Below are 366 nucleotides of genomic sequence, written 5' to 3' on the forward strand. Positions count from 1 at the left end.
CCGGGTGGGCGTCCGCCGGGGCCGGCGTCGGCGCGGCGGACGGCGTACGGGCCGAGTCCGGCGCGGCGTGGGCCGTGGGGTGGCCGGCGCCCTGTGCCGCCTGGGCGGTCATGGTGCCGGCGACGGCCAGGGCCGCGCCTACGGCGGAGACCCCCAGCGCGGCGCGCAGCCTGGGGGTGAGATTCGGGCGCGGAGCACGGTGTGCGGACATGGGTTCCTTCGGTCGCTCGGGTCGGGCATCTGGTCGAAGTGGAGGCCTCCACCCCGACAGACGCCCGACCCCGGGCGAGGTTGCGGGTGAGGTCCCACGAATTTCCGGCGCCCTCGCCGGACCGCCGCCCCGCGCTCGCCGGATCGCCGCCCCGC

General features: G+C 79.0%; 1 pseudogene. It reads right to left on the bottom strand.

Features of this window, described 5'->3' with window-relative positions:
• A pseudogene (locus GT045_RS13890) lies at positions 1 to 211 on the bottom strand (hypothetical protein); the annotation flags it as partial.
• Positions 212 to 366: the final 155 nt, after the last annotated feature.

Origin of the sequence: Streptomyces sp. SID486 (genome assembly GCF_009865385.1) — a bacterium.
GTDB lineage: Bacteria > Actinomycetota > Actinomycetes > Streptomycetales > Streptomycetaceae > Streptomyces.